Source organism: Brevibacillus sp. SKDU10 (assembly GCF_001645205.1).
In the GTDB taxonomy this organism is placed as follows: domain Bacteria; phylum Bacillota; class Bacilli; order Brevibacillales; family Brevibacillaceae; genus Brevibacillus_B; species Brevibacillus_B halotolerans.
In genome coordinates this window covers 1-605 of the sequence record NZ_LSSO01000132.1, presented here as the reverse complement: position 1 = coordinate 605, position 605 = coordinate 1, and the positions used below count along the sequence as shown (strand labels likewise).

The following is a 605-nucleotide window of genomic DNA, read 5'->3' as shown; positions in this document are numbered from 1 at the left end:
AATACAAAGTATTTTGGCGAGACTCTTGAGGGAACAGGACAAGCTGAAGACTACAGGCTGAAGCTGTCCCCTAAGAAAGCGAGCCAACAATACGGAGTATTGTAAATAAAGAAGCCAGTAAATGAATTTGTTAAAACTCATTTACTGGCTATTTCTCTAGGGTTTATGTCCCAGACTCAATTGATTTAATTTATTATTTTATTGCGTGGAATCCACTATCTACATGGATATTCTCACCAGTTACGCCACTTGAGAAATCACTCAATAAGTAAGCAGCTGTTTTACCTACTTCTTCTTGATCCACATTTCGTCTTAATGGTGCACGTTCTTCAATTTCTTTAAGGATTGTGTTGCAACCACCAACACCTTTAGCACTTAACGTACGAATTGGACCAGCAGAAATAGCATTTACTCGAATGTTGTCCGGGCCTAAATCATAAGCTAAATATTTAACATTAGCTTCTAAACTTGCTTTAGCTACACCCATCACATTATAGTTTTGAACGGCAAATTCACCACCAAGGTATGTTGTTGCAACATTACTACCACCGTTTGGCATTATTTTCTTCGCTTCGTGCGCAACAATTGTTAATGAATATGAACTG

At 37.9% G+C, this 605-nt stretch carries 1 protein-coding gene; it reads right to left on the bottom strand.

The window, feature by feature from the left end; genetic code table 11:
- Nucleotides 1–193: 193 nt before the first annotated feature.
- Nucleotides 194–605 (bottom strand): SDR family oxidoreductase (locus tag AYJ08_RS07400; protein ID WP_157452836.1); only part of this gene is annotated, 412 nt, incomplete at its 5' end.